16 protein-coding genes are annotated in these 18,965 nt (G+C 69.2%); 9 read left to right on the forward strand and 7 right to left on the reverse strand.

Going from position 1 to position 18,965, the window contains the following annotated elements:
* Positions 1-135: 135 nt before the first annotated feature.
* Complete coding sequence (locus tag AC06FD_RS05830) at positions 136-1,044, reverse strand: LysR family transcriptional regulator (RefSeq protein ID WP_478077242.1); 909 nt, start codon at positions 1,042-1,044, stop codon at positions 136-138.
* A gap of 102 nt (positions 1,045-1,146) precedes the next feature.
* Here AC06FD_RS05830 and AC06FD_RS05835 point away from each other — a divergent pair, with 102 nt between their 5' ends.
* Together AC06FD_RS05835 and AC06FD_RS05840 are read left to right on the forward strand one after the other, a co-directional pair.
* The gene (locus tag AC06FD_RS05835; protein ID WP_449334354.1) at positions 1,147-1,908 is read left to right on the forward strand and encodes an SDR family NAD(P)-dependent oxidoreductase; all 762 of its coding nucleotides are present in this window, start codon (positions 1,147-1,149) and stop codon (positions 1,906-1,908) included.
* A gap of 139 nt (positions 1,909-2,047) precedes the next feature.
* On the forward strand, positions 2,048-2,359 hold the full coding sequence (locus AC06FD_RS05840) for a DUF3817 domain-containing protein (protein WP_478077377.1): 312 nt from the start codon (positions 2,048-2,050) through the stop codon (positions 2,357-2,359).
* A 91-nt stretch (positions 2,360-2,450) separates the two neighbouring features.
* Here the strand turns inward: AC06FD_RS05840 and AC06FD_RS05845 are convergent, their stop codons facing one another.
* From AC06FD_RS05845 to atpC, 6 genes are all read right to left on the reverse strand, one after another.
* Positions 2,451-2,783, reverse strand: a complete 333-nt coding sequence (locus AC06FD_RS05845; RefSeq protein WP_394162108.1) for a thioredoxin family protein — start codon at positions 2,781-2,783, stop codon at positions 2,451-2,453.
* Complete coding sequence (locus AC06FD_RS05850) at positions 2,755-3,234, reverse strand: flavodoxin (protein ID WP_478077243.1); 480 nt, start codon at positions 3,232-3,234, stop codon at positions 2,755-2,757. The genes AC06FD_RS05845 and AC06FD_RS05850 overlap by 29 nt, the downstream gene beginning before the upstream one ends.
* A 7-nt stretch (positions 3,235-3,241) precedes the next feature.
* Positions 3,242-4,282 carry a ribonucleotide-diphosphate reductase subunit beta gene (locus tag AC06FD_RS05855; RefSeq protein WP_259202781.1) on the reverse strand — a complete coding sequence of 347 codons (1,041 nt, stop codon included), beginning with the start codon at positions 4,280-4,282 and terminating at the stop codon, positions 3,242-3,244.
* Positions 4,283-4,364: 82 nt separating this feature from the next.
* Positions 4,365-6,740, reverse strand: coding sequence for a ribonucleoside-diphosphate reductase subunit alpha (locus AC06FD_RS05860; RefSeq protein WP_478077244.1), 2,376 nt, complete (start codon positions 6,738-6,740; stop codon positions 4,365-4,367).
* 308 nt (positions 6,741-7,048) lie between these two features.
* A complete protein-coding gene (locus AC06FD_RS05865; RefSeq protein ID WP_394162102.1) occupies positions 7,049-8,554 on the reverse strand; it encodes a DASS family sodium-coupled anion symporter in 1,506 nt (501 codons plus the stop codon).
* A 32-nt stretch (positions 8,555-8,586) separates the two neighbouring features.
* Complete coding sequence (atpC, locus tag AC06FD_RS05870) at positions 8,587-9,048, reverse strand: ATP synthase F1 subunit epsilon (protein WP_478048089.1); 462 nt, start codon at positions 9,046-9,048, stop codon at positions 8,587-8,589.
* A 246-nt stretch (positions 9,049-9,294) separates the two neighbouring features.
* Here atpC and AC06FD_RS05875 point away from each other — a divergent pair, with 246 nt between their 5' ends.
* From AC06FD_RS05875 to AC06FD_RS05905, 7 genes are read left to right on the forward strand one after another with little or no spacing between them, the layout of a single operon-like run.
* On the forward strand, positions 9,295-10,494 hold the full coding sequence (locus AC06FD_RS05875; RefSeq protein ID WP_478077245.1) for an MFS transporter: 1,200 nt from the start codon (positions 9,295-9,297) through the stop codon (positions 10,492-10,494).
* A complete protein-coding gene (locus tag AC06FD_RS05880; RefSeq protein ID WP_449334349.1) occupies positions 10,491-11,669 on the forward strand; it encodes an isochorismate synthase in 1,179 nt (392 codons plus the stop codon). The genes AC06FD_RS05875 and AC06FD_RS05880 overlap by 4 nt, the downstream gene beginning before the upstream one ends.
* Positions 11,670-11,685: 16 nt before the next feature.
* Positions 11,686-13,338 carry a (2,3-dihydroxybenzoyl)adenylate synthase gene (locus tag AC06FD_RS05885; protein ID WP_478077246.1) on the forward strand — a complete coding sequence of 551 codons (1,653 nt, stop codon included), beginning with the start codon at positions 11,686-11,688 and terminating at the stop codon, positions 13,336-13,338.
* Positions 13,338-13,973: an isochorismatase family protein gene (locus AC06FD_RS05890; RefSeq protein WP_478077247.1), complete on the forward strand. Its 636-nt coding sequence runs from the start codon at positions 13,338-13,340 to the stop codon at positions 13,971-13,973. Before AC06FD_RS05885 ends, AC06FD_RS05890 begins: the two co-directional genes overlap by 1 nt.
* Positions 13,970-14,236, forward strand: a complete 267-nt coding sequence (locus AC06FD_RS05895) for a phosphopantetheine-binding protein (protein ID WP_478077248.1) — start codon at positions 13,970-13,972, stop codon at positions 14,234-14,236. The genes AC06FD_RS05890 and AC06FD_RS05895 overlap by 4 nt, the downstream gene beginning before the upstream one ends.
* The gene (locus AC06FD_RS05900; protein WP_478077249.1) at positions 14,233-18,144 is read left to right on the forward strand and encodes an amino acid adenylation domain-containing protein; all 3,912 of its coding nucleotides are present in this window, start codon (positions 14,233-14,235) and stop codon (positions 18,142-18,144) included. The genes AC06FD_RS05895 and AC06FD_RS05900 overlap by 4 nt, the downstream gene beginning before the upstream one ends.
* Positions 18,141-18,902 (forward strand): 2,3-dihydro-2,3-dihydroxybenzoate dehydrogenase, encoded by a 762-nt coding sequence (locus tag AC06FD_RS05905; RefSeq protein WP_478077251.1) that lies wholly within the window; start codon positions 18,141-18,143, stop codon positions 18,900-18,902. The genes AC06FD_RS05900 and AC06FD_RS05905 overlap by 4 nt, the downstream gene beginning before the upstream one ends.
* Positions 18,903-18,965 lie beyond the last annotated feature (63 nt).

The raw sequence follows: 18,965 nt of genomic DNA on the forward strand, positions 1-18,965 counted from the left end.
CAGGGAATGTCGGTCAAACCGGCGAAAACGCGCATCTTCTCGCCGCCCTGAGCGCACACTATACCGAAACGTGCGCAATAATGCGCATAACCGTGCATTCAATCGTGCATGAATGTTTACCCCTGCGCGGTTGCGCTAGTCCTCCCGCGACAGTTCCGGCTGGATCACCCCAGCTACCCAGTCCATGAACGCCGTGACGCGTTGCGGCAGGTGGCGGCGCTGCGCATACAGCAGGGTCACCGGCATCGGCTCGGCGGCCAGCTGCGGCAGCACTTCCACCAGCGTGCCGGCGGCCAGCGCCTGGCGCACCCCGAGCCGGGGCACCTGGATGATGCCGAGCCCGGCCAACGCGGCAGCGTTGTAGCCTTCGCCACTGTTGACGGTGATCGGCCCGGGCATCGGCAGACTGCGGTAGCCGGCGCCGTCGGGATACTCGAACCCCGGGGAACGTTGGCCGAGCGTGCCGACGTAGTGGATCAGGGCGTGATCGGCCAGGTCCGCCAGTTCGCGCGGGGTGCCATGCGCGGCCAGGTACGCCGGGCTGGCGCAGTTGACGATCTGCATCAGCCCCAACGGGCGGGCGACGAGCGTGTTGTCGTCCAGGCTGCCCACCCGCAGCACGCAGTCGAAGCCCTCGCGCACCAGGTCGACGCGGCGGTCGGTGCCGCTCAGCTCGATTTCCAGGCCGGGGTGCTGGGCCAGGAAACCGGGCAGGTGCGGGATCACCAGCTGCCGGGCCAGTCCGCTGGACATATCCACCCGCAGCCGCCCTTTGAGCTGGCTGGTCTGGCGGCGGAACATGCCCTGCAGCTCTTCCATGTCGTCGAGCAGGTCGCGGGCGCGCTGCTGGAACTGCGTACCGTCGGCACTGAGCTGGACGCGACGGGTGGTGCGGTGAAGGAGCTGCACGCCCACCTCGGCCTCCAGCCGCTGCACCGCCAGCGACACACTGGCCTTGGGCAGGCCGAGGCTGTCGGCCGCCCCGGTGAACGAGCCGAGTTCGGCGACGCGCAGGAAGCTGCGCAACTGGTCGAGGCGGTCCATGGATTGTTATCTGATGTTGAACAGTTAAATCAGGATCGCGTGATTTATGCGGCGCCGCAAGATCAATAGGCTGTACCCACACCTCAACGTTGGAGAATGGACATGAGCAGTTCCTCCCGTATCGTCCTCGTCACCGGCGGCAGCCGTGGCCTGGGCCGCAATGCCGCCCTGGCCCTGGCCGCCGATGGCGCCGACATCGTGCTGACCTACCGCAGCCAGGCCGACGCCGCCCTGGAGGTGGTCGCGCAGATCGAGGCATTGGGCCGTCGCGCCGCCGCGTTGCCGTTGGACGTGGCCGACAGCGGCCGCTTCGCCGCCTTCGCCGGGCAGGTGAAGCAGGTCCTGGGCGGCTGGGGTGCCACGCACCTGCAGGGCCTGCTCAACAACGCCGGCGAAGGCCTGTACGCAAGCATCGCCGACACCACCCCGGAACAGTTCGACCACGCGGTGGCAGTGCACCTGAAGGGGCCGTTCTTCCTGACCCAGGCACTGCTGCCGCTGATCGCGGACGGTGGACGCATCCTCAACGTGTCCAGCGGCCTGGCGCGGTTCTCGCTGCCCGGCAGTTCGGCCTACGCGATGATGAAGGGCGGCATCGAGGTGTTCACCCGTTACCTGGCCAAGGAACTTGGCGCACGGGGGATCAGCGCCAACACGCTCGCGCCGGGCGCCATCGCCACCGATTTTGGAGGCGGCCGCGTGCGCGACGACGAGCACGTCAATGGCATGGTCGCCTCGATCACCGCGCTCGGCCGCGCCGGCCAGCCGGATGACATCGGTCCGGTCGCTGCCGCGCTGTTGTCGCCGCGCACCGCGTGGATCAATGCGCAGCGCGTGGAAGCCTCGGGCGGCATGTTCGTCTGAGGCATGCGGGCGTGCGCGGTCGCCGTGCACGCCCGTGGCGACGGCGGAGGCCTGTAAACGGGTCGCATTCTCGATTCGCGGCTATCATGGGCGTTCTGTCCCGTGCCGAGCCGAGCCTGATTTGAACGCCACTCTTCCGATGCGCCCGATGGGTCGCGTATTCGCCACCGTCGCTTTCATCGAAGCACTGACCTGGGCCGGGTTGCTGATCGGCATGTACTTCAAATACCACGCCGCCGATCCCACCCCGGTGGGCGTGCGCGTGTTCGGGCCGTTGCATGGCGTCGCCTTCATGGCTTACGTGGTGGTGACCCTGCTGGCGGCGGTGCGCCTGCGTTGGCCGTGGTGGGCGGCGGGGCTCGCGTTGCTGGCCGCGGTGCCGCCGCTGGTAACGCTGCCGCTGGAGTGGTGGTTCAAGCGGCGCGGGTTGCTGGGCCGTCAAACGGCGTAACCACGCAACCACACCGGTAGCGCGGAGCGTTGCTCGGCGGCACGAAATGGCTCACCGCCCGGGCGACCTGGCCTTCACCTGGCGGGGCATTTCAGGCCGGCATCAGCGAGGCCAGCGCCTCACCGATCTGTTTCGGTGACTGATACCCGGCCATCCGCGCCACTTCCTGCCCGTCACGGATCAGCAGCAAGGTGGGCGTCTGGCGCAGGCCCAGGCTGCGGAAGAACACGTCGCCGATGGTTTCCAGGTGCACCTTGAGCAGCACGATGCCCGCGGCCCGTGGCGAATCGGCGATGCTGGCAAGCGACATGTCCAGCATGCGACAGCCGGGGCAGTTGTCCTTGTGGAAATCCACCAGCACGGCGGGATGGTCGCGCAGGGCGGCGCGATAGGCGTCAGGCGTGGCGGCGTGCAGGATCTGCATGGATAGCGGTCTCGATGCGGGCCAACACGGTGTCGGTCCATTGGTGGATGGCATGGCTATCGGCCTGGCCGTGTGGCATCTGCTCGATCTGGAGTACCGGGTGCGGTGAGCCGAAGAACCGTGCCAGGCGGTGCGCGGCGCCGCAGTAGTACTCCGGGCCCCACTGGGTTTCGCCGGTGCCGAACACGGCCACGCCGGGGCCGGGCGGCAGCCCAGCGGAATCGCGCAGCGTGGCCACGAAGGCCTTCATCTCCGCCGGGGTACGGCCGGCGTTGTCGGTCCAGCAGCCCAGCAACAGCGCATCGCGTGGCTGCGCCAGCGCGGCGGCGGCATCGCCGTCCACGTCCAGCAGCTGCAACGAGTGGCCGGTTGCCTGGCAACGTGCCGCGACCTGCCGCGCCACCTCGCGTGTGTTGCCGCTCAACGATGCATAGGCCAGCAGGATGCGCATGGGCGGCTCACAGATCGTCGAAGCCATTGTCCGCATTGGTCTTCTTGTAGCTGGCGTTGCGCATCTCGAAGAAGTCGGTCTTGGTCTCGGTGAAATTGTCGGCGTAGGCCTTGATCCACGGCATCACGTTGACGTTGGTGTCGCTGTAGAGCTTCTCGATGCCGAGCATGCCGGCCATCTTGTTGGCGCGGTACTTCACGTAGCGGATCATCTCGTCCACGTCGATGCCGTCGATGCCGTCCAGCACCTCGCCGGTCCAGCGCGTTTCCAGCGCGATGGCGTGCTCGAACGCGTCGTGCACGTAGGCCGTGAGCGCGTCACCCTGCAGCTGCGGGTTCTCGCCGATGATGGCGCGGATCAGTTCGCTGATGAACTTGGTGTGGGCCAGCTCGTCGCGGTTGATGAAGCTGATGATCTTGCCGGTGCCGGTCATCCGGTTCTGGCGGACCAGGTTGTAGAAGAACGCGAAGCCCGAATAGAAATTGATGCCCTCCAGGATCGAGGACTGGATCAGCGAGCGGATCAGGGTCTCGGCGGTTTTCTCGCGCATGAAGTCGTCGTAGGACTGCATGATCGGCTGGTTGCGCGCCTGGATCGTAGGGTGCGTGCGCGCGATCTCGAACACGCGGTTCTGGTCGGCCAGCCCGGCGATGGAGGCCAGCACGTAGCTGTAGCTCTCGTTGTGGATCACTTCCTGCTGGCCGATGATCGCCGCGTTGGCGTGCGCGGCCGGGTCGGTGATGTACTCGGCCACGTTGTAAATGAAACGGGTCTGCGGCGAATCCAGCGTGGCCAGCAGGCCGATGATGGAATCGTAGGCGTTCTTCTCGCGCGCGTTGAGCTCGCCGTAGCCGCGTGCGTCGCCCTTCATGTCCACTTCGTCGGGAATCCAGAAGTTGGTCGACAGCTCCTTGTACGCCCGGTAGAAGGACGGGTAGGGGATGTCGTTCCAGTTGAGGATGCCGCTGGTGCGGCCATTGATGATGCCGGTGGAGCGGTTGGGGTGGCGCGGTTCGAGAATCTTGATGCGCTCGAGGGGTGTTGCCATGGGGGTATCCTGGTTATCGGTGACGTGCGTTTGCCTGGTGGCCGACCAACGGCCGGCACTACCCGTTGACGACCGGCGGTCGTCAGCTCCCACACCACTCGCATTCGGTGATGTCGATGTCGTTGGAGCGCACGTAGTAGGTGGTTTTCAGGCCCTCGCGCCAGGCGCTCATGTGCAGGGCGAGCAGGGTGCTGGCGCGGATGGTGCTTGGCACGTACAGGTTGAAGCTGATTGCCTGGTCCACGTGGCGCTGGCGGCGGGCGTTCTGGCGGATGCTGGCGAACTGGTCCAGCCGGTAGGCGCCCTTTTCGTAATACGGGTAGGTCTCCAGCGACAGGCCGGGCGCGGCGACCGGGCGGCGGAAGTCCTTCTTTTCCTCGTAGTAGAACGCGCCGTAGACCGGGTCGATCGAGGCGCTGGAGCCGGCGATCTGCGCGGTGCTCATGTTCGGCGCCACCGCCAGCAGCCAGCCGTTGCGCAGGCCATGCACGCTGACCTGCGCGGCCAGCTCCTGCCAGGCCGGGCTGTCGTAACCGCGCGCGCGGAAGTACTCGCCGGTCTGCCAGTCGCTGCCGAGGAAGGTGCTGTAGCGCCCCTTCTCCTCGGCCAGGCGCATGCTGGCCTGGATCGCCAGGTAGTTGATCCGCTCGTACAAGGTATCGGCGTAGGCCTCGGCCTGTACGTCATTCCAGTGGATCTGCTGCTGCGCCAGCAGGTGGTGCCAGCCGAACGTGCCCAGCCCGATGGCGCGGTACTTGCGGTTGGTGATGGTGGCCTGCGGCACCGGCAGCTGGTTGAGGTCGATGACGTTGTCGAGCATGCGCACCTGGATCGGGACCAGCCGCTCCAGCACATCGCTGGACAGCAGGTCCGGCGCGGCGGTGACCGCACGGCCGAGGTTGATCGAGGACAGGTTGCACACCACGAAATCACCGGCCTGGCGGGTGGTGACGATCTGGTCACCGCTGATCATCTCCTGCATCAGCCGGGTCGGGCTCATGTTCTGCAGGATCTCGGTGCACAGGTTGCTGGAATACACCTTGCCGGCGTGCTTGTTGGGGTTCATCCGGTTCACTTCGTCCCGGTAGAACATGAAGGGATTGCCGGTTTCCAGCTGGCTGACCATGATCCGCTTGAACAGATCGATGGCCTTGATCGTGCGGCGGCCGATGCGTTCGTCGGCGACGACCTCAGCATAGCGCTCGCGGAAACTGCCCTGGCCGCGCTGCTCATCGTGGAAGTCCTGCAGGTACCAGCCCTTGATCCGCTTCACCTCGTACGGATCGAACAGATACCAGTCGCCGCGCCGCTCCACCGCCTCCATGAACAGGTCCGGCAGGCACACCGAGGTGAACACATCGTGCGCGCGCAGGCGCTGGTCGCCATTGTTCAGGCGCAGGTCGAGGAAGGCCTCGATGTCGCGGTGCCACACATCCAGGTAGACCGCGATGGCACCCTTGCGCTGGCCAAGCTGGTCCACGCTGACGGCCGTGTTGTTGAGTTGCTTGATCCACGGCACCACGCCGCCGGACGAGTTCGCCACGCCACGGATCGGCGCGCCCGCCGAGCGCACGTAGCCCAGGTAGGCGCCCACGCCGCCGCCATGCTTGGACACGCGCGCCACGTCGGTATTGGAGTCGTAGATGCCCTGCAGGCTGTCGTCCACCGTGTCGATGAAGCACGACGACAGCTGCCCGCCCACCTTGCCCGCGTTGGCCAGGGTCGGCGTGGCCACGGTCATGTACAGGTGCGACAGCGCCCAGTAGGCCTCGCGGACCAGGCGCATGCGCCGGGCGCGGGTGCGGTCGCCGCTGAGATGCTCGTTCTGCATCAGGTACAGCGCAATGGTGAGCCAGCGCTCCTGCGGCAGCTCGTACACCCCCCGCGAGTGGTCGGTGGCCAGGTAGCGCGTGGCCAGCAGGTACAGCCCGTTGTAGGCGAACAGCAGGTCGCGCTCGGGCTCGATCATCGCCCCGGCTTCCTCCAGCTCGTCCTTGGAGTACGCCTTGAGGATATCGATCGAATACACGTTGCGATCGGCGAGGCTTTCCTGCAGGCCCACGTAGGAGCCGTACTTGAGGCTGGCATCGTAGAAGCGGTTCTTGCTGGCGCGCTTGTACAGGCGGCGCAGGTAGAGGCGTGCGGCGAAGTGTTCCCAGTCCGGCGCGACCAGGTCGATGCGCGATTCGGCCTCGCGGATCAGCAGGTCGACCAGTTCATCGGCGTTGAGCTGTTCACGACGGTGCACCAGTGCCAGCACGCTGCGCTGGTAGTCGGCCAGGTCCAGGTCCGGGAACTCGGCATGCACGGCCTGGATGGAACGCAGCAGGCGCGCCTGTTCGAAGGGCATGCGCCGGTTGCCGCCTTCCTTGCTGATCCACAGGCCCGGCTGGCTGCCGCTGGCAATCGCCTCCAACTGCGGGGGTGTATCGGTAACGGTGGTGTCTTCGTTGATCATCGGCAGTCCATGCGGTGCGCAGATGTCGCGTCGCGATGCGGACATCGCGACGGCCGGGCGGGCGTCATGGAGGCAGGGGGATCGTCCACGGTGTTGACCGGGGAGGGGGCTCGCTTCCAGGCGCTGTTCGGGTGGTCATGCCGTGCAGCCGAGGGGGCATGCAAGGGCGTGACGGGGAACCGGGCCTGGCGGAAGCGGGGAGCCGATAAACACAACATAGTGTGGGTCTGCCTCATCGTCAACATCATATGTTGGGTTGAGGCAGTGCCGGGCGTGACCAAACGCCGCAGCGGCGCGAGGGCGCAGGATCACCAATAGCCGAGCACTTTCCACCACGCGCCGCCGATGACGGCGAACACCAGTAGTTCGAACACGCACATCAGAAATCCGACCCGCCACCAGGTGCCCAGGCTGACGTACCCGCTGCCGAAGATGATCGGCGAGGTCCCGGTGGCGTAGTGGGTGAGCGTCATCATGATCGCCGAGCCGGCGGTCATCATCAGCATGAAGGGCACCACGTAGTCGGCCGGAATCAGCAACGCACCGACGCCGAGGAAGGCCAGCAGCATCGCGCTGATGTGCGCGGTGGTGCTGGCGAACAGATAGTGCGAAAACACGAAGGCCAGCACCAGCACCGCGGCGATGGCCTGCCAGCCCATGCCGCTGGCGACGATGGCGTGCTTCATGCCCTCGGAGAACCAGCCGATGACGCCGAGCTTGTTGAGCTGCTCGGCCATCATCACCAAGGCACCGAACCAGACCAGCGTGTCCCAGGCGCTTTTCTCCGACAGCACGTCGTCCCAGTCGAGGGTACCGGTGATGATCAGCACGAACAGCCCGAGGAAGGCGACGACGGTCGGGTCCAGTGTCCAGGCGGGCCCGAACAGCATGGCCGGCACGTTCGCCCACAGCACCAGCAGCAGGCCGAAGGTGCCCATCATCACCTTCTCCCTGGGCGCCAGCGGCCCCATCCGTGCCAGTTCGCCACGCGCGAAGTCGACCGCATCGGGCGTGGCTTTCAGTTGCGGCGGCGACAGCAGGTAGATCACCAGCGGCATCAGCAGCAGGCAGACCAGGCCGGGCACCAGCATGCACAGCGCCCAGGTGGTCCAGCTGAGGTGCAGCTGCTGGCCGGTGGCCCTGGCCACGTAATCCACCACCAGCGGGTTGGGCGCGGTCGCCGTGACGAACATCGCCGAGGTGATCGGGTTGGCGTGGTAGTTGACCAGCGCCAGGTAGGTGCCGACCTTGCCTTCGGTGCCCTTGGCCGGGTCCGAATCGAACGCATTGGCGATCGAGCGCATCACCGGGTGCACGATGCCGCCGCCGCGCGCGGTGTTGCTGGGGGTGAACGGGGCCAGCACCAGCTCGCATATCGCCAGCCCATAGCCCACCCCGAGCGTGCGCTTGCCGAGCAGGGCGATGAACATCAGCCCGATCCGACTGCCCAACCCGGTCTTCTTCAGCCCGCGCGAAATCAGGATGGCCACCACGATCAGCCAGATCAGCGGGCTGGCGAAACTGCCGAGGGCGTCGGTGATGGCCCCCTTGGAGGAACTGGACGTGACCTGGGACAGCGAGACGATCACGATCGCCATCAGCGCCATCACCCCGATCGGCATCACCTTGAGGATGATCGCCACGATGGTGGTCAGGAAGATCGCCACCAGTCCCCATGCCTTCGGCGTGAGCCCGTCGGGGCAGGGCAGCAGCAACAGGGTGACCAGCACCGCCGTTGCGATCAGGGCAGGCACCAGCCGAAACGGCACGGCGCCATTGAAATAGCGGAACAGGTCCTGCAGTCGCTTGAGCATCGCGGGAGTCCTTGCGGGCAGGGCGGCGGTGTTTACTTCCAGGGCAAGGCGCGCAGGTGCTGACCGCGCAGCCAGGCGAGTTCGGCATGCACCTTGGCGTTGTCCGGGTCGGTCAGCTCGGCGGCCATCGGCGCGCTGGCCGCCTCGCGCGCGGCGCGGGCCCGCGCGTCGTCGAGGTCCTCACTGCGCAGGCCGAGGTCGGCCAGCACGATCACCCGGCCAGGTTGCACCTCCACATGGCCGCCGGACACATAGACATGCAGGGGCGGCTCGGCACCGACCGGGAACACCGAGACCATGCCCTCGCGCAGCGTGGCCAGCAGCGGCGCGTGCTGGGCCAGCACCCCGAAGCGTCCTTCGCTGCCGGGCAGGCTGATCTCACGCACGTCGCCGCTCCAGATTTCGCCGGTCAGGCTGATGATCTGCACGGCCAAGCCGTGCGCTGCATCGGCGACGATGCGGGGGAGGGCAGTGCCGGGTGGGAGTGACGCCATTGCAGAGGCCGTGGTGGGGTAGGGCCAGCTTAGTCGCGTCGGTGTGTGTGCGGGTTGATCGACATCAATGCCGTGGCAAGGCTGCGGCGTGGATGAACGCGCGGGCGCACCTCGGCCAAATCGCGAATACGACCTGTTATCATTTGTGCGGATAGCCACGTCGATGCACATCGTCGAAGCCGATCAGTCCGACGCGCCGCGCTGCCGCGCCGCGCGACCTTTCCTTGATTGGCGTGGTGGTGGTGCATGGGTGAGCGTTCGGTGGTGCCAGGGTTGCCTACCCTGGTCTTTGCGGCCTTGACCGGGACGATGGCGATGATGGCCTTCGTCGCGGTGATCGGCCCGGTAGTGCGCTTGCTCGGCCTGGCCGAGTGGCACGCCGGGTTGTCGGTGACCGCCGCGGGCGTGCTGTGGATGCTGTCGGCACGCCGCTGGGGCGTGCTGAGCGACCGGGTCGGGCGCAAGCGCGTGCTGCTGATCGCACTGGCCGCCTATGTGGTGATCTACGTGGCCCTGGCCGTGTTCGTCGACACCGCGTTGGCGCGCCCGCCCGCGCTGTGGCTGTCCGTCGCCGTGCTGGTGGGCACGCGTGCGCTGGTCGGCCTGTTCTATGCCGCGGTGCCCCCGACCGCGGCGGCGCTGGTTGCCGACGGCGCCGCGCCCGGGCAGCGCGCTGCCGCCATGGCCAAGCTCGGCAGCGCCAATGCGCTGGGCATGGTGGTGGGGCCGGCGGCCGCAGGCTGGATCGCGTTCCACCAGCTGTCGCTCACCCTGTACGTCGCCGCCGTCCTGCCGCTGCTGTCGTTGGCGGTGATCGCCTGGCGCCTGCCCGCCGACGCACCGCGCACCCCCGCCAACACCGCCCCACGCACCCCCCTGCACTGGGCCGATCCACGCCTGCGCCTGCCGATCCTGGCGGTATTCGCGGCCATGGTCTCGGTCACCATCGCCCAGGTGACCGTGGGCTTCTTCGCCATCGACCGCCTGCACCTGTCTCCGGCCGATGGCGCGCGTGCGGCCGGGCTCGCCCTCACCGCGGTGGGCGTGGGCCTCATCCTGGCGCAGGGACTGGTGATGAAGCTGACCGGCGTGCCGGCGCGTCGCTGGATCGCCATCGGCGCGTTGATCAGCGGCGTGGGCTTCGCCTCGGTGGCGCTGGTGGAGAGCCGTTGGGCGCTGCTGGCCGCGTACGCCGTGGCCGCGTTCGGGATGGGCTTCGTGTTTCCCTCGTTCCAGGCATTGGCCGCCGATTCGGTCCAGGCCCATGAGCAGGGTGCCGCCGCCGGTACCGTGGCGTCGGTCCAGGGCCTGGGCATGGTGATCGGGCCGATGCTCGGCACGCTGCTGTACCAGTGGCGGCCGAGTGCGCCGTACCTGTTGGTGGGCGCCTTGCTGGTGCTGCTGTCGATCGCGGCGCTGCGCCACCGGGCGGGGGCAGCGGCATGAACGAGGTGCTGCACCCGGGTGCGTCCCACGTCGATGCCGGCGTGTGCGTCGCGCAGGCCAGCGATGCCACCCCGTTCCTGCTGCGCGCGCCGCTGCGCTCGCTGGAGGCGCACGGCTGTCGCGCGCCGCTGCCGCGCGGCAGCCTCGCCACGCTGGCCGACCGCGTGGCCGCCTTCTTTGGCACGCCACGCGCAGGCCTGCCGCTGCTGGTCGGTGCGCTGCCGTTCGATCCGGTTGAAGACGATGCGCTGCACCAGCCGCAATGGCTGTCCAGCAACGCCACCACCACCGCGCCACCCGCACCGCGTTTTGCCGGGAGCATCGCCGCCGAGCCCAGCGCCGCGCGCTATGCCGACAGCGTGGCGCATGCATTGATCGCCCTGCGGCAGGCCCGACCGGCACTGCACAAGGTGGTGCTGGCACGCAGCCTGCACCTGCGCTGCGACCCGCCGGTCGCGCCGCGCGAGCTGGCCGCGCGCCTTGGGCATGACGCCAGCGTGGCCACCTACCTGGTGCCGCTGCCGGTCGCGGCCGATGCGGCACCGGCGTGGCTGGTCGGGGCGACGCCGGAACTGCTGGTCTCGCGCCGCGGCCGCGAGGTGCTGTCGCATCCGCTGGCCGGCTCGGCGCGCCGCAGCCGCGATCCCGACGACGATGCACGTACCGCGCAGGCCTTGCTGGCCTCGGCCAAGGACCATGACGAGCACCGCCACGTGGTGGAGGCCATCGTTGCGGCGCTGTCGCCCTGGTGCGCGCGGATCGAGGCCGAGCCGCGTCCATCACTGCACGCCACCGCCACCATGTGGCACCTGGGCACGCGCATCACCGCCACGCTGGCCGACGCGACGACATCGGTCGCCAGCCTGGTCGCGGCGCTGCACCCCACGCCGGCGGTATGCGGCACGCCGCGCCAGTTGGCGCTGGATACCATCCGGGCACTGGAGCCGGTGCCGCGCGGCTTCTACGCCGGCGCCGTCGGCTGGATCGATGCCGAGGGCGATGGCGACTGGTACGTGGCGATCCGCTGCGCACGCCTGCAGGGCGACCACGCGCGCGTGTACGCCGGCGCCGGCATCGTTGCCGACTCGCAGCCGGCGCTGGAAGTTGCCGAAACCGCCGCCAAGTTCGGGGCCCTGTTGAACGCGCTCGGCGTGGACCAGGTGCCCGCCTCATGAATAACCGGAGTTGCTGATGACTGCTGCCCCCACATCCGCGCTGGTGCCGCTGCGCCAGACCTGGCCGCCCGGATCGGTGGCGCGCTACCGCGCCGCAGGGTATTGGACCGGGGAGACGTTCCCCGGCTTCCTGCGCGACCGCGCCACGCGCTACCCCGATGACATCGCGGTGGTGGGTGGGTCGGTACGCCTGAGCTACGCCGCCCTGTGGCAGGAGGCCGGCCGGATCGGCGCGGGGCTGCTCGCGCGCGGGCTGGTGCCGGGCGACCGGGTGGTGGTCCAGCTGGGCAACGTCCCCGAATTCGTGAGCGTGGTCTGCGGCCTGTTCCGGGCGGGGCTGGTGCCGGTGTTCGCCCTGCCGGCGCACCGCATCACCGAGGTCGGCCATGTGCTGCGCAAGGCCCAGGCCCGGGCCTACATCGCTGCGGCCGTGCAGGATGGCTTCGACTACCGCACGCTCGCCCGCGACCTGCAGGCCGCCGAGCCGGCGCTGCAGCACGTGCTGATCGTCGGCGATGCCGCCGAGTTCACCGCCGTCGCCGCGCTGGCCGGGGACGACACCGGTCTGCCGGCCGATCCAGACCCGCAGTCCGTCGCGTTCCTGCAGTTGTCCGGCGGCAGCACCGGCCTGTCCAAGCTGATCCCACGCACCCACGACGACTACATTTATTCGTTCCGCGCCAGCAACGAGATCTGCGGCATCGACCGCAGCAGCGTGTACCTGGTCGCACTGCCGGCCGCGCACAACTTCCCGATGAGCTCACCCGGTTTCTTCGGTGCGCTGTACGCCGGTGCACGGGTGGTGCTGAGCCCCGGCCCGGGGCCGGATGCGGCCTTCCCGTTGATCGCGCGCGAGGGCGTGACCTGCGTCGGCCTGGTGCCGCCACTGGCATTGCTCTGGGCCCAGGCCGCCGCCACGGGTACGCACGACCTGTCCAGCCTGAAGGTGCTGCAGGTGGGCGGCGCCAAACTGGTGCCGGAGGCCGCCCGGCGCGTGGTCGATGCGCTGGGCTGTACGTTGCAGCAGGTATTCGGCATGGCCGAAGGACTGGTCAACTACACCCGCCTGCATGATCCGCTGGAGGTGGTGCTGACCACGCAGGGCAGGCCGATTTCGCCGGATGACGAAGTGCTGGTGGTCGACGACCACGGCCACCCGGTCGCCGCGGGCGGCATCGGCCACCTGCTGACGCGCGGCCCTTACACCATCCGCGCGTACCACAATGATCCAGCCGCCAATGCGCGCGCCTTCACCGAAGATGGCTACTACCGCACCGGCGACATGGTGCAGCAGCTGCCCGGCGGCTACCTGGTGGTGCAGGGACGGGCAGGCGACCACATCAACCGCGCCGGCGAAAAGATCTCCGCCGAGGAAATCGAAGACCACCTGCTGGCGCATGCCGATGTCTTCGACGCGGCGGTGGTGTCCATGCCCGATCCCTACCTCGGCGAGCGCAGCTGCGCCTTCGTTATCGCGCGTGGCACGCCGCCGAGCGCGGCCAGCCTCAAGGGCTGGGTGCGCGGACGCGGCCTGGCCGCCTTCAAGGTGCCCGACCAGGTGGTGTTCGTCGATGCCTTCGGCACCACGGCGGTGGGCAAGGTCAGCCGCCGCGAACTGCGTGCGCAGCTGCGCGCGCGTTACCTCGAACAGACAGGAGAACCGCGCTGATGGCGCTGCCGAAGATTTCCCCCTATCCGCTGCCGTTGGCCAGCGAACTGCCGGTCGCGCGCGGCCCCTGGCAACCGCGCAGCGAGCGCCTGGCCCTGCTGGTGCACGACATGCAGCAGTATTTCCTGGCCGCTTTCGACGCCGACAGCGCACCGCTGGCACCGGCCCTGGCCAACATCGCGCGGCTGCTGGCGCACTGCCGTGCACGCGGCATTCCGGTGTTCTACACCGCCCAGCGCGGCAACCAGGACCGCCGCGACCGCGGCCTGCAGGCCGACCTGTGGGGGCCCGGCATGCACGCCACGCCGGATCACGAACCCATCGTGGCGGCGTTGGCCCCGGCGGCCGGCGACCACGTGCTGGTCAAGCACCGCTACAGCGCCTTCCAGCGCAGCAACCTGGAGACCCTGATGCGCGCCCGCGGCCGCGATCAGTTGCTGGTGACCGGTGTCTACGCGCATATCGGCTGCACGGCCACGGTGAGCGAGGCGTTCCAACGCGACATCGAGGCCTTCATCGCCGCCGATGCGGTGGCCGACTTCTCGCGTGCCGACCATGACCTGGCCCTGCACCTGATCGCCCGCACCTGCGGCGTCCCGCTCACCACCGCGCAGCTGCTGGAGGCACTGGCATGACCCCCGACACCCGCACTGCCGCACTGGACATCGAGCGCATGCGCGCCGACGTGGCCGGCATGCTTGGCGAAGCCCCCGAGGCGATTGGGGACGATGACAACCTGATCGACCTTGGCCTGGACTCGATGCGCGTGCTGGGGCTGGTGCTGGCCTGGAGCAACACCGGCATCGCGCTGGAGTTCAGCCACCTGGCCGAGCACGCCACCCTGGCCGGGTGGTGGCGCGTGGTGCAGCGGCTGCAGGCCAGCACCGAGCGCGCATGAGCGACATCACCCCCGTTGCGTTGACCGAGGCGCAGGCCGGGCTGTGGTACGCCCAGCAGTTGGCGAGCGAACCTGCCGCGTTCAACACCGCGCACGTGCTGTGGATCGACGGCGCGCTATCGCTGCCGCGATTCATCGCCGCCTGCGACACCGCGGCGGCAGAGGCGCAGGCGCTTGCGCTGCGGTTCGCGACCGATGACGCGGGCCAGCCACGGCAATGGCACGATCCCGCGCAGGCGCCCGCGCTGCAGGTGGTGGACCTGACCGCACAGCCCGACCCGACGGCGGCGGCACGTGCGGCGATGGACCGGGATCGGTTGCTGCCGGTGCACCCGGCCCGCGACCGGGTCGCCCGGCAATGCCTGTTCGTGCTGGGCGGGCAACGCTACGCGTGGTACCTGCGTGTGCATCACCTGGCCACCGATGGCTACGGCATGGCGGTGTTCAGTGAGCGGGTCAGCACGCTGTATGCCGGGGAAGGGCACGACAGCCCCGCGCTCGCAGCGCTGGCACCGGTGCTGGCCGAGGACACCGACTATCGGCACGGCGAGCGGCGGGCGACGGATGCCGCGTACTGGCAGCAGTACATGGCGGGGGCGCCGGCCGCCGAGGGGCTGGCGGGCGCCGCTGCCGCCGCCGCGGCCGACGCGCTGCGGCAGGTCCGCGACGTGCCCATTGCACTGCGGGCGCGGCTGCATGGCGCCGCCCAGCAGATCGGGCAGCCCTGGCCAGACCTTCTGGCCGCATTCGCGGCCACGTACTGCCGTCGCTTCAGCGCGCTGGACGAGGTGGTCGTGGGCGTGCCGTTCATGGGCCGGTTGGGCAGTGCCTCGGCGCGTGTTCCGGCCATGGTGATGAACGTGCTTCCGCTGCGGGTGGGCGCGGCCGACGACAGCGTGGCCAGCGTCGTGCGCACGATCGCGCGCGACCTGCTGCGCGGCCGTCGGCACGGCCGCTACCGCGGCGAGCAGCTGCGCCGCGACCTCGGCCTCATCGGCGGCCAGCGCCGCCTGTTTGGGCCGTTGATCAACCTGCAGCCGTTCTATCGGCCGTTGCCGCTGGCCGGCGTGCAGGCGCGGCTGGAAGTGTTGGGCACCGGCCCGGTCGAGGACATCACATTCGGCTTCCGCGGCGATGGCCACGCGCTGCTGGACCTGGAAATCGAGGCCAACCCGGCGTTGTACACGGCCGAGACGGTGGCCGCGCATGCCGAGCGCCTGCTGCACTTCATCGCCTCCGCCCTGGATGTGCACGACCAGGGCGGGCGGATGGAGGACATCGCCCTGGCAACGCCTGCCGAGGCGCATCGCCATCTGGTCGAGCTCAATGCCACCACGCACCCGGTGCCGGAGGTGACCTTGAGCGCGCTGCTGGTGGCGGCGATGCACGCCAGCCCGGACGCGACCGCGCTGGTGTTCGGCGATGCCCGGCTCAGCTATGCCGCGCTTGAGCAGCGCAGCCGTGCCCTGGCCCTGCAGCTGCAGGCGCAGGGGGTAGGGCGGGAATCCACGGTGGCGGTAGCGCTGCCGCGCTCGCTGGAACTGCTGGTCGCGTTGGTCGCCGTGCTGCGTGCGGGGGGCGCCTACCTGCCGCTCGACCTTGCCCACCCGGATGATCGCCTGGCACGGATCCTGGCGTCCGCGCAGCCGGTCTGCGTGCTGGCCGCCGGCGACGACGCGCAGCGTTTCGGCAGCGTGCCGGTGCTGGCGCCAGCGAACTGGGCGACGGCCAGCGACAAGGCACTGGTCGACGCCACCGCGCTGCACGACGCGGCCTACGTTATCTACACCTCCGGCTCCACCGGCGAGCCCAAGGGCGTGCTGGTCGAGCACCGCGCCATCGTCAACCGCCTGCTGTGGATGCGCAGCCATTACGGCATCGGCGCCGATGAGCGCATCCTGCAGAAGACCCCGGCCACCTTCGACGTGTCGGTCTGGGAGTTCTTCCTGCCACTGCTGTGCGGCGCCACGCTGGTGATCGCCGCGCCCGGGCTGCACCGCGATCCCGTCGCATTGGCCGGGTTGATCCGCGACGCGCGCATCACCAGCGTGCATTTCGTGCCCTCGATGCTGGACGCCTTCCTGGCCGTGCCCGCGGTGCGCGGGTTGCAACTGCGCCGCGTGTTCACCAGCGGCGAGGCACTGGAGCCGGCGCTGCGCGATCGTTTCCACGCCACCGTTGCGGCGGAACTGCACAACCTGTACGGCCCGACCGAGGCTGCGGTGGATGTGAGCTGGTGGCCGGCCGGCCGCGAAGACCATTCGCAGCCGGTGCCGATCGGGCACCCGGTCTGGAACACCCGTCTGTACGTGCTCGATGCGCGCATGCGCGCCTTGCCTGCCGGCGTGCCCGGCGATCTCTACCTGGGCGGGGTGCAGCTGGCGCGCGGCTATCTCGGCCGCGACGATCTCACCGCCGAGCGCTTCATCGCCGATCCGCACGTGCCCGGCGGCCGGCTGTACCGCAGCGGCGATATCGCGCGATGGCGCGCCGACGGTGCACTCGAGTACCTCGGCCGCAGCGACCAGCAGGTCAAGTTGCGGGGCCTGCGTATCGAACTGGGCGAGATCGAGGCCGCGCTGCATGCGCAGCCGGGCGTGACGCGGGCCGAGGTGATGCTGCGCGAGGACCGGCCCGGCGACCGCCGGCTGGTGGCCTACGTCTCCGGCACCGCGCTGCACATCGAGCGGATGCGTGCCGGGATCGCCGCGCGCCTGCCCGACTATATGCTGCCCAGTGCCCTGGTCGAGATCGAACAGTGGCCGGTCACCGCCAATGGCAAGCTCGACCGCACCGCGCTGCCCGCCCCGGCAGCGCAGGCGCCTACCGGCCGTGCGCCGCGGACGGCAAACGAACAGGTGCTGGCCGGGCTGTTCGCGCAGGTGCTGGGCCAGGATGCGCCGGTCGGCGCCGACGCGGACTTCTTCAGCCTGGGCGGCGATTCACTGTCTGCGGTGCACCTGCTGCTGGCGATCCAGCAGCATTGGCGGCGCGACCCCGGCCTCGGTGCGGTGTTCTCGCACCCGACCGTCGCGGGCCTGGCTGCGCTGCTGGACGCGCCGTCGGGCGACATCGACCACGGCCTCGCACCGATGATCACCCTGGCCGCTGGCGAGCCGGGCAGGGCGCCGTTGTTCGTGGTGCACCCGGCGGGCGGCATCGCATGGAACTACCGCGACCTGGCCCGTGCCCTGCAGCCTGCGCGCAGCGTGCATGGCCTGCAGTCACCGGCGCTCGACCCGGCAGACCCCTTGCCCGACAGCATCGACGCGCTGGCCGCCACCTACGTGGCGCGCGTCCTGTCCGTGCAGCCGGAGGGCGCTGTGCACCTGCTGGGCTGGTCGGTCGGCGGGATCATCGCCCAGGCCATGGCGGTACGCCTGCAGGCGCTCGGGCGCACGGTGGGTGAGCTGGTCCTGCTCGATGCCTACCCCAGCGAATGCTGGCGTGCCGAGCCGGCCCCCGACCCGATCGCCGCCCTGCGCGCCCTGCTGGCGATCGCCGGCCACGATCCCGATGCACATCCCGAACTGGACAGCCGCGCGCGCATCCTGGCGTTCCTGCGCCGCGGCGAAAGCGCACTGGGCAACCTGCCCGACGCCGTACTCGACGGCGTGGTGCGCGCCGTCACCGGCACCAACAGCCTTATCCGCGCACATCACCATGGCCGCTACGGCGGCCGGCTGCGGCACGTGCGCGCCGGCCGCGACCACGCCGCACGCCCGCATCTGCACGCCGCGCTCTGGGAGCCGCATGCCGGGGAGGTGGATGCGCATGAACTGCCGTTCCTGCACGCAGAGCTGACCGGCCGCGACGCCGTGGCGCAGCTCGCGCCGTGGCTGTCGCGCCATCTGCAGCGCTGGGACACCCCCACCGTGGTTGCATCAAAACAGGATAGTCCCGCATGAAACTGACCGGATTCGACGGCACCCTGGCCCTGGTTACCGGCGCGGCCGGCGGCATCGGCGCGGCGCTGGTGCAGCTGCTGCTGGACAGCGGCAGCGTGGTGATCGCCACCGACCTCACTGCGCCGGACGCCCCCGTACATGCCAATCTGCACGCCAAGGCGCTGGACGTAAGCGACGCGGCGGCCGTGGACGCATTGGTCGCATGGGCCGAAACCACGCTCGGCCCGATCGGCTTCGGCATCAACGTTGCCGGCGTGCTGCAGGTCGGCACGGTGGAACAGATCGAAGACGCGCAGTGGCGGCGCGTGTTCGCGGTCAACACCGACGGGGTATTCCATGTGTCGCGCGCGTTGGCACGGGTGATGACGCCGCGGCGTCGCGGTGCCATCGTGACTGTCAGCTCCAACGCCGCCGGTGTGCCGCGCCACGGCATGGCGGCCTATGCCGCGTCCAAGGCGGCCGCCAGCATGTTCACCCGCTGCCTGGGGCTGGAACTTGCCCCGCATGGCATCCGCTGCAACATCGTCGCCCCGGGCTCCACGCTGACCCCGATGCAGACCGGCATGTGGCAGGACGCGGACGGCGCCCGGCAGGTGATCGACGGCAATCCCCAGACCTACAAGGCCGGCATCCCGCTGCGCAAGTTGGCCACGCCGGAGGATATCGCCCAGGCAATCATGTTCCTGCTCTCCGATCAGGCCGGCCACATTGCGATGAGCGACATTTACGTGGACGGCGGCGCAACGCTGCGGGGATGAGCTTCACGGCTCGACGTGAGTCGTCCTGCCGCAGGGGCGGTTCGGCACGCGATCCCCATCCTT

This window comes from Stenotrophomonas sp. Steno-Z1 (assembly GCF_056393175.1).

Bases quoted from the DNA above. Each gene is read 5' to 3' on its own strand.
- AC06FD_RS05905 (WP_478077251.1), top strand. From the start codon at position 18,141: ATGAAACTGACCGGATTCGACGGCACCCTGGCCCTGGTTACCGGCGCG.
- AC06FD_RS05900 (WP_478077249.1), top strand. From the start codon at position 14,233: ATGAGCGACATCACCCCCGTTGCGTTGACCGAGGCGCAGGCCGGGCTG.
- AC06FD_RS05830 (WP_478077242.1), bottom strand. From the start codon at position 1,044: ATGGACCGCCTCGACCAGTTGCGCAGCTTCCTGCGCGTCGCCGAACTC.
- AC06FD_RS05845 (WP_394162108.1), bottom strand. From the start codon at position 2,783: ATGCAGATCCTGCACGCCGCCACGCCTGACGCCTATCGCGCCGCCCTG.
- AC06FD_RS05855 (WP_259202781.1), bottom strand. From the start codon at position 4,282: ATGGCAACACCCCTCGAGCGCATCAAGATTCTCGAACCGCGCCACCCC.
- AC06FD_RS05885 (WP_478077246.1), top strand. From the start codon at position 11,686: ATGACTGCTGCCCCCACATCCGCGCTGGTGCCGCTGCGCCAGACCTGG.
- AC06FD_RS05895 (WP_478077248.1), top strand. From the start codon at position 13,970: ATGACCCCCGACACCCGCACTGCCGCACTGGACATCGAGCGCATGCGC.
- AC06FD_RS05840 (WP_478077377.1), top strand. From the start codon at position 2,048: ATGCGCCCGATGGGTCGCGTATTCGCCACCGTCGCTTTCATCGAAGCA.
- AC06FD_RS05850 (WP_478077243.1), bottom strand. From the start codon at position 3,234: ATGCGCATCCTGCTGGCCTATGCATCGTTGAGCGGCAACACACGCGAG.
- AC06FD_RS05835 (WP_449334354.1), top strand. From the start codon at position 1,147: ATGAGCAGTTCCTCCCGTATCGTCCTCGTCACCGGCGGCAGCCGTGGC.
- AC06FD_RS05875 (WP_478077245.1), top strand. From the start codon at position 9,295: ATGGGTGAGCGTTCGGTGGTGCCAGGGTTGCCTACCCTGGTCTTTGCG.
- AC06FD_RS05880 (WP_449334349.1), top strand. From the start codon at position 10,491: ATGAACGAGGTGCTGCACCCGGGTGCGTCCCACGTCGATGCCGGCGTG.
- AC06FD_RS05890 (WP_478077247.1), top strand. From the start codon at position 13,338: ATGGCGCTGCCGAAGATTTCCCCCTATCCGCTGCCGTTGGCCAGCGAA.
- atpC (WP_478048089.1), bottom strand. From the start codon at position 9,048: ATGGCGTCACTCCCACCCGGCACTGCCCTCCCCCGCATCGTCGCCGAT.
- AC06FD_RS05860 (WP_478077244.1), bottom strand. From the start codon at position 6,740: ATGATCAACGAAGACACCACCGTTACCGATACACCCCCGCAGTTGGAG.
- AC06FD_RS05865 (WP_394162102.1), bottom strand. From the start codon at position 8,554: ATGCTCAAGCGACTGCAGGACCTGTTCCGCTATTTCAATGGCGCCGTG.